We start from the raw sequence: 7,285 nt of genomic DNA, 5'->3' as shown, positions 1-7,285 counted from the left end.
CCCCACGGGTTCGGGCAAGACGACCTCGCTCTATGCCGCGCTCAAGCAATTGAACGATGGCCAGCGCAATATCCTGACCGTCGAGGATCCGGTCGAATATGCGGTCGACGGCGTCGGCCAGACGCAGGTCAACCCGAAGGTCGGGCTCGATTTCGCCGCGGGGCTGCGCGCGATCCTGCGCCAGGACCCCGACGTCGTGATGGTCGGCGAAATCCGCGACCGCGAGACCGCCGACATTGCCGTGCAGGCGTCGCTGACCGGCCACCTCGTCCTCTCGACCGTCCACACTAACGACGCGGTCGGCGCGATCACACGCCTCAAGGATTTGAAGGTCGAACCGTTCCTGCTCGCCTCGACGCTGCGCGCGGTGCTCGCGCAGCGGCTCGTTCGCAAGCTCTGCGATCATTGCCGTGAGCCGGTGCAGGCCGACAACGGCATCGCCGCGGTGCTCGGCCTCGACATCGGCACGGTGATCTGGAAGCCGAAGGGCTGCGAGGCGTGCGGTGGAACCGGCTTCAAGGGTCGCGTCGGGGTGTTCGAGGCGATCCGCGTCGACGAGACGGTGCGCCGCTACATCTACGCCGGCGGCGACGAGGCGATGATCGCGAAGCACGCTTTCCTGAAGGCGCCGACGCTCGCCAGTGCGGCGCGCGCGATGGTCGCGAAGGGGCTGACGACGCCCGAGGAAGCGATCCGCATCGCGCGGCGCGAGGACGTCGATGCCTGATTATCGCTATGTGGCGATCGATCCCCAGGGCCGCGAGCGCAAGGGGCGGCTGACCGCCGCGAACGACGATGCCGCGCGCGCCGGCCTGATCGCGCGCAAATTCCATATCGTCGCGGTCGAGGAGGCGGGGGCGAAGCCCGCGGGCCGCTCGCTGCTCGCTTTCCGCAAGGACAAGCTCGGCCACAAGGAGCTCGCGCTCTTCACGCGCCAGCTCGCGACGCTCGTCGAGGTCGCGCCGCTCGAAGAGGCGCTGCGCACGCTGACGCGGCAGAGCGAGGCCGAAAGCGCGCGCGCGGTGATCGGCGATGTCCATGCGGGGTTGCTCGAAGGCCGCCGCCTCGCCGACGCGATGGCGCGTCAACCTGGCAGCTTCCCGCCGCTCTATCGCGCGATGGTCGCGGCGGGCGAGACGACGGGCAGCCTCACCACGATCCTCGCGCGCCTCGCCGACCTGCTCGAACGTCAGGCCGAGGTGCGCGGCAAGCTGATCGCCGCGCTCGCTTACCCGGTCGTGCTTGCTTTCGTCGCGGTCGGGGTCGTCGCGGCGCTGATGATCTTCGTCGTCCCGCGCGTCGTCGAGCAATTCGACGATGTCGGGCAGCAATTGCCGTTCCTGACTCGCGCGGTGATCGCGATTTCCAGCTTTGCGGCGAACTGGTGGTGGCTCGCGCTGCTGCTGATCGCCGGCGCTGTGTTCGCTTGGGTGCGCGCGATGCAGCGCCCGGCGTTCAAGGCGGCGATCGATGCGCGGTTGCTCCGCCTGCCGCTGATCGGTCGGCTGCTCCGCGACCTTTATGCCGCGCGCTTCGCGCGCACGTTGTCGACGATGGTGTCGAGCCGTCTGCCGCTGGTTGAGGGGCTGCGGCTCACCGTACCGACGATCCGCAATGCGGCACTGGCGACCGCGACCGCGGGCATCGTCGATCAGGTGCGCGCGGGCGGCAGCCTGTCGGCGGCGCTGCGCGATGCCGGGGTCTTTCCGCCCTTGCTCGTCTACATGACCGCGAGCGGCGAAAGCGCGGGGCGCCTGGAGCAGATGCTCGAACGCGCCGCCGACTATCTGGAGCGCGAGTTCGATCGCTTCACCGCCGCGTCGATGGCCTTACTCGAACCTGTCATAATTGTCGTTATGGGGTCGTGCGTTGCACTCATCATCCTCTCCATCCTGCTGCCGATCCTCCAGTTGCAGAACCTTGCGGGGCTATAATATCATGTCGCTGATGCAGCTTTTTCTTCGCCTGATGCTCGACCTCTCGCGGCCCATCCGCCGCCGGAAGGACGAGCGCGGCTTCACCCTGACCGAGCTAATGGTCGTGATCTTCATCATCGGGCTGCTCGCGACCGTCGTGATGATCAACGTGCTGCCCAGCCAGGACAAGGCGATGGTGACCAAGGCGAAGGCCGACATCGCGACGCTCGAAAGCGCGCTCGAACAATATCGGCTCGATAATCTGGCCTATCCCGCGACCACCGACGGGCTGAACGCGCTCGTCACCGCGCCGCCCGCGCTCACGCAGCCCGAACGCTATCGCCGCGGCGGTTATATCAAGAAGCTGCCGAGCGATCCCTGGGGCCGACCCTATAATTATCAGGCGCCCGCCGCGAACGGAAAGGCGTTCGACGTCTGGTCGATGGGCGCCGACGGCGCGCCGGGCGGAACCGACGACAATGCCGACATCCACGGAGAAAATTGAGCCGCATTCCGGTGAGCGCGGCTTCACGCTCGTCGAACTGATGGTCGTCCTCGCGATTCTCGGCCTCGCCGCGACCGCGGTCGTGCTGACGATCCCCGGCGAGGAGCGGACCGTGCGCAGCGAAGCCGATCGGCTCGCCGCGCGCCTCGCCGCCGCGCGCGATGTCGCGGTGATCGAGGGGCGCAGCATAGCGGTGAATTTCGCGCCCTCCGGCTATGGCTTCGAGCGGCGGATCGACGGCGCCTGGCAGCCGCTTCCCGGACGTCCGTTCGAACACCGGAGCTGGCCGAACGGCATCCGCTTCGTCGCGGGCGACGGCCAGGCGGCGGCGCGCGTCCGCTTCGACCGCATCGGCACCAGCCCGACGCCGCAGGCGGTCGTGCTGAGCGGCGGCGGCGCGCGCGAAATCGTGCGCATCTCGGCGATGGGGGAGGTCAGCCGTGGCCGATGACGCGCGCGGCTTCACCCTGCTGGAAATGCTCGTCGCGCTCAGCATCATCAGCATCGCGGCGCTGACGCTGGTGCGGCTCGACGCTTATGCGGTGCGCACCGCGGGCGATCTCGACGAAAGCACGATGGCGGGCATCGTCGCGCAGAACCGCGCGGTCGAGCTGTGGACCGACCCGTCGCCGCCGACGATCGGGTCGAGCGCAAGCAGCGTCGCCAATGCGGGGCGAAACTGGCGCATCGAACAGCGCGTCGCGCCGACCGCCGACGCCGCGTTGCTGCGCATCGATCTGGTCGTGCGGCCCGAAAACGGGCGCGGGCAGGCGGCGCTGACGATTATCAGGCCGTCGCGATGAGAAAGGGTATGACCCGACCGTGTGTCCCCGCGAAGGCGGGGACCGAGAGCGTCCATAAGCGATGTTGCGCGTCCACCCTCTGGACCCCAGCCTTCGCGGGGGAACATGAAAGGGGTGACCAGCGCGGCTTCACGCTCGTGGAAATGCTCGTTTCGCTATCGATCTTTGCCGCCATCGCGGCGATGGGCGTCGGCCTGCTCCGCAGCAGCGTCGACACGCAGGACGCGGTGCAGCAGCGCCTGAAAGGCATGAGCGGGCTCAACCGCGTGCGCGCGGTGATGGCGAACGATCTGGCGCAGGCGGTGCAGCGTTCGACGCGCGGCCCTTCGGGTGAAGCCGTGCCCGCCTTTCTGGGCTCCGTTTCGGGCTTCGCTTTCGTTCACGCGGGGGCGCCGTCGGACGGCAGCGCGCGGCCCGACATCGAGCGTGTCGGCTATGCGCTGGTCGGCGGCGAATGGCGCCGTGCGACGCAGCCGATACTCGACGGCACCGCGCTCTCCGACGGCGACCGGCTGGTCGATGAAGTCGCGAGCGTCGCCGTCCGTTATCGCGACGAGCGCGGCAATTGGTCCGAAAGCTGGACGAGCGACCCCGGCGACCGCCTGCCGCGCGCGGTCGAGGTGCGGCTGACCCGCACCGGCCGCGCGCCGCTGACGATGCTGTTCCTGACCGCGCCGGCCGTCCCGCCGCCGCCCGTCGTGCAGGCGGCTGCGCGATGACGCGCGGCGGACAGGAGGAGCGCGGCGCCGCGCTGCTGGCGGTGCTGCTGCTCGTCGCGGTGATGGCGGTGATCGCGGCGACCGCGCTTGACCGGCTGATGCTGGCGACACGCATCGCGGGCAGCGCCGCGACGGTCGATCAGGGCCGCGCCTATGCCTTTGCCGCCGAAGAGATCGCACTGCGCCGCGTCGCCAGCCTCGTATCGCGCGATCCGACGCGGCTAACGCTCGACGGCGGCTGGCTGGGACGCGATTTCACTCTGCCGCTGCCGGGCGGCGAAGGGCGGGCACGGCTGACCGATGCGAACAACTGCTTCAACCTCAACAGTTTGGTCGCCGAAGTGACGCCGGGCAAGCTCAGCCGGCGGGCGGGAGCGATCGCCCAGTTCGCGGCGCTGATGACGCTGATCGGCATCGACGATGGGCAAGCGCAGCAGATCGCGGGCGCGGCCGCCGACTGGATCGACAGCGACAGCAATGAAGGGCCGCTCGGCGCCGAGGACAATGTGTACCGCGGGATGCAGGCGCATTATCTCGCCGCCAATCGCAAGATCGTGGACATCAGCGAACTTCGCGCGGTGCGCGGCGTGACGCCCAAAATCTATGCGCAGCTCAAACCCTGGATATGCGTGCTGCCCGAGGCCGATCCGGTGAAGCTCAACGTCAACACGCTGGCGCCCGAACAGGCGCCGCTGATCGCGATGCTGATGCCCGGCGAACTGACTGTCGCCGATGCGCGCGCGGCGCTGGCGACGCGGCCCGCCGGCGGCTATGGCAGCAGCGTGAGATTCTGGGAGGCGCGGGCGTTCGAGGGACGCAAGCCGCCGCAGGATGTCGCCGAACAGGCCGGGGTGAACAGTCGCTGGCTGATGCTGACGACGAAGGTGACGATGGGGGACGGGGTTTTGACGGCAAGATCGCTCATCGATGCCAATGGCGGCGCGGCCGGTGCCGGGCAGGCGTCGCCGCTGATCGTCCGCCGCGACTGGGGCGAGAGCGACTGAGATGAGCCACACGTTGATCCTTTGGTTGCCCCCGGTGACAGCGCTTGCGGACGAGACGGCCGCGCGCCCGGCGTGGCTGCGCGTCGATGACGGCTTGATCGTCGATTCGGGGCAGGACGACGGCTGGATCGATGCGTGGGAACGCCCGCAGGACGATGCTGCGGACGACCGGCTGATCGCACTGGCGCCCGCCGCCGACGTGCCGCTGCGCTGGCATCACTATCCCGATGCCGCCCCGGCGCAGGCGGCGGCGGCGGCGCGGCTCGACGCGCTGAAGGACAGTCTGGGCGACCCATCGGGGCTGCACGTCGTCGCGGGCCAGCCCGCCGAGGCGGGGCAGGCGGTCCCGGTCGCGGTGACGACCCACGCCGCGATGACGGCGTGGACCGACTGGCTGGCGGCGCAGGGACTGTCGCCCGATGCGATCCTTCCCGCGGCCGCGGCCGTGCCGCCGCCCGAGGCGGAAACGCTCTGGGCCGCCGAGGTCGGCGAGGAGACGATCGTCCGCACCGCCGATCGCGCCTTTCTGTCCGACCCCGAACTCGATCCGCTGATCGCCGGGGATCGGACGATCGCGCCGCTTGATGCCGCGCGGATGCGCGAGGCGCTGCTGCTCTCGCTCGCTGCGCCGCCGCTCGACCTGCTCAGCGGCGCGTGGAAGCCGAAGCGGCGCTGGGCGATCGATCCGGCGCTGCTGCGGCTGGCGAAGCAATTGCTGATCGCGCTGCTCGTCGTCAGCCTGATGGTGCCGGTCGTCCATGCGATCCGGCTGATGTCGGATAGCAGCCGCGCCGACAAAGCAACTGTAGAAACAGCGAAAAAGGCAGGCATCGCTGCGCCCGATGCCGAAGCGGCCGAAGCCGAGATCGACCGGCGCCTCGCCGCGGCGGGCGGCGGACCGCTCGCTTTCTCGGTTCCGGCGTCGGCGCTCTACGATGCGATGCGCGATACGCCGGGCGTGACGCTCAAGAGCCTGGCGCATCGCACCGACGGCACGCTGACGACGACGCTCGCCGCGCCGCGCGTCGACGACATCAACGCGGTGCTGCTCGCGCTGCAGGCGCATGGCTATCGCATCACGGCGCAGCCGATGGCGGGAACCGACGGCCAGCAGATGGCCAATGTGACGATCCGGGCGGTGCCATGATGGACGCGGTGAAAAATTGGTGGGGCGGCCTGTCGATGCGCGAGCGCTGGCTTGTCGGCGTCGCGGGCGTGCTCGCGCTCGCGGTGCTCGGCTGGGTGCTTGGGCGGCCTGCGGTTGCGGCTTTCTCCGACCTCGAAAGCCGGCATAGTGCCGCGATCGAGCGCGAGGGGCGCGTCGCGGCGAAAGTACAATTGCTCGCGCAGCGACCGGCGAAATCACTCGCCGCAGCGGTCGATGCGACGGCGGTCGACCAATATCTCGCGCAGTCGGCGGGCGAGATCGGGCTGACGCTCGACCGCAACGAGGCGCGGGGACAGGGGCAGGCGACGATCGCGATTGCGACCGCCAAGGCGCCGGTGCTGACCGACTGGCTCGCCTCGCTCGAGGGGCAGGGTTTCATCGTCGATCAATTGACGATCACCCCGGCTGCCGACGGCACTGTCGGCATGACCGCCGAACTGAGAAAGGCCGGGCAATGAGCGGGCGCCGGTGGATCGTCGGCGCGGGGCTGCTCGCTCTGCTGCTGATCGCCCTGACCTTTCCGATGCGGCTCGCGCTGTCGCTGTCGGGCGCCGCCGATGCAGGGATCGCGGCGCGCGAGATTCGCGGCTCGGTCTGGTCGGGCGCTCTGATCGACGCACGGCTCGGTGCGTTGCCGCTCGGTACCGTGCGCGCCAGCCTGTCGCCGCTGGCATTGCTGGGCGGCGATGCCGAACTCGTCTTCAGGCGCGCCGACGAGCGGACCGGCGCCTTGTCGGGGCGGCTCCACGGCAGCGATCCGCGCGGCATGTCCGACGTCAACGGCGTGACCTCGCTGTCGGGCGGACTCGGCATCGTTCCAGTCGACACGATCCGCTTCGAGGGCGTGTCGGTGCGCTTCGACGGCGCCGGACAATGCGTCGAGGCGGCGGGGCGGCTGCAGTTGATGGTGACGGCGCCGATCGCCGGGCTCGATCTGTCGCGCGGGCTGTCGGGGCCGATCGCCTGCGCGAACGGTCGCGCGCAGGCGGCGCTCGCCAGCCAGTCGGGGATGGAGCGGCTGACCTTGTCGTTCGACGCGCGCGGCGCTTATCGCGCGCAGTTCGCAATCAACGTCGATCGCGACCCGGCGATGGCGGCGGCGCTGACGGTTCTGGGGTTCAAGCCGGGAGCGAACGGATATGTGCTGACCGCGACGGGGCGGTTTTAGGG

At 69.6% G+C, this 7,285-nt stretch carries 10 protein-coding genes; all 10 read left to right on the top strand.

Annotated features, from left to right (window positions below):
- Nucleotides 1-727 (top strand): GspE/PulE family protein (locus VHO04_RS01600; RefSeq protein ID WP_329626726.1); only part of this gene is annotated, 727 nt, incomplete at its 5' end.
- Complete coding sequence (gene gspF, locus VHO04_RS01595) at nt 720-1,934, top strand: type II secretion system inner membrane protein GspF (RefSeq protein ID WP_329626725.1); 1,215 nt, start codon at nt 720-722, stop codon at nt 1,932-1,934. The genes VHO04_RS01600 and gspF, both read left to right, overlap by 8 nt.
- Before the next feature lie 4 nt (nt 1,935-1,938).
- Nucleotides 1,939-2,421 (top strand): type II secretion system major pseudopilin GspG, encoded by a 483-nt coding sequence (gspG, locus tag VHO04_RS01590; protein ID WP_329626728.1) that lies wholly within the window; start codon nt 1,939-1,941, stop codon nt 2,419-2,421.
- The gene (locus VHO04_RS01585) at nt 2,396-2,872 is read left to right on the top strand and encodes a GspH/FimT family pseudopilin (RefSeq protein ID WP_329626724.1); all 477 of its coding nucleotides are present in this window, start codon (nt 2,396-2,398) and stop codon (nt 2,870-2,872) included. Before gspG ends, VHO04_RS01585 begins: the two co-directional genes overlap by 26 nt.
- A complete protein-coding gene (gspI, locus tag VHO04_RS01580) occupies nt 2,862-3,224 on the top strand; it encodes a type II secretion system minor pseudopilin GspI (RefSeq protein WP_329626723.1) in 363 nt (120 codons plus the stop codon). The genes VHO04_RS01585 and gspI overlap by 11 nt, the downstream gene beginning before the upstream one ends.
- Nucleotides 3,221-3,943 (top strand): type II secretion system minor pseudopilin GspJ, encoded by a 723-nt coding sequence (gene gspJ, locus VHO04_RS01575; protein WP_329626722.1) that lies wholly within the window; start codon nt 3,221-3,223, stop codon nt 3,941-3,943. Before gspI ends, gspJ begins: the two co-directional genes overlap by 4 nt.
- Complete coding sequence (gene gspK, locus VHO04_RS01570; protein ID WP_329626721.1) at nt 3,940-4,947, top strand: type II secretion system minor pseudopilin GspK; 1,008 nt, start codon at nt 3,940-3,942, stop codon at nt 4,945-4,947. The genes gspJ and gspK overlap by 4 nt, the downstream gene beginning before the upstream one ends.
- Nucleotides 4,948-4,981: 34 nt before the next feature.
- Entirely contained in the window at nt 4,982-6,094 is a 1,113-nt protein-coding gene (gene gspL, locus VHO04_RS01565; RefSeq protein ID WP_329626720.1) for a type II secretion system protein GspL, read from the top strand.
- Nucleotides 6,091-6,573 carry a type II secretion system protein GspM gene (gene gspM / locus VHO04_RS01560; protein WP_329626719.1) on the top strand — a complete coding sequence of 161 codons (483 nt, stop codon included), beginning with the start codon at nt 6,091-6,093 and terminating at the stop codon, nt 6,571-6,573. The genes gspL and gspM overlap by 4 nt, the downstream gene beginning before the upstream one ends.
- Complete coding sequence (gspN, locus tag VHO04_RS01555; protein ID WP_329626718.1) at nt 6,570-7,283, top strand: type II secretion system protein N; 714 nt, start codon at nt 6,570-6,572, stop codon at nt 7,281-7,283. The genes gspM and gspN overlap by 4 nt, the downstream gene beginning before the upstream one ends.
- The last annotated feature ends 2 nt before the right edge of the window (nt 7,284-7,285 follow it).

Source organism: Sphingopyxis sp., assembly GCF_036261875.1.
Classification (GTDB): Bacteria; Pseudomonadota; Alphaproteobacteria; order Sphingomonadales; family Sphingomonadaceae; genus Sphingopyxis.
The sequence above is the reverse complement of the archived record's forward strand: the minus strand, read 5'-3'. Positions and strand labels throughout refer to the sequence as shown.

Excerpts from the sequence above, each read along its gene's own strand:
- gspF (WP_329626725.1), top strand. The coding sequence starts at position 720 with ATGCCTGATTATCGCTATGTGGCGATCGATCCCCAGGGCCGCGAGCGC.
- gspG (WP_329626728.1), top strand. The coding sequence starts at position 1,939 with ATGTCGCTGATGCAGCTTTTTCTTCGCCTGATGCTCGACCTCTCGCGG.
- VHO04_RS01585 (WP_329626724.1), top strand. The coding sequence starts at position 2,396 with ATGCCGACATCCACGGAGAAAATTGAGCCGCATTCCGGTGAGCGCGGC.
- gspJ (WP_329626722.1), top strand. The coding sequence starts at position 3,221 with ATGAGAAAGGGTATGACCCGACCGTGTGTCCCCGCGAAGGCGGGGACC.
- gspK (WP_329626721.1), top strand. The coding sequence starts at position 3,940 with ATGACGCGCGGCGGACAGGAGGAGCGCGGCGCCGCGCTGCTGGCGGTG.
- gspM (WP_329626719.1), top strand. The coding sequence starts at position 6,091 with ATGATGGACGCGGTGAAAAATTGGTGGGGCGGCCTGTCGATGCGCGAG.
- gspN (WP_329626718.1), top strand. The coding sequence starts at position 6,570 with ATGAGCGGGCGCCGGTGGATCGTCGGCGCGGGGCTGCTCGCTCTGCTG.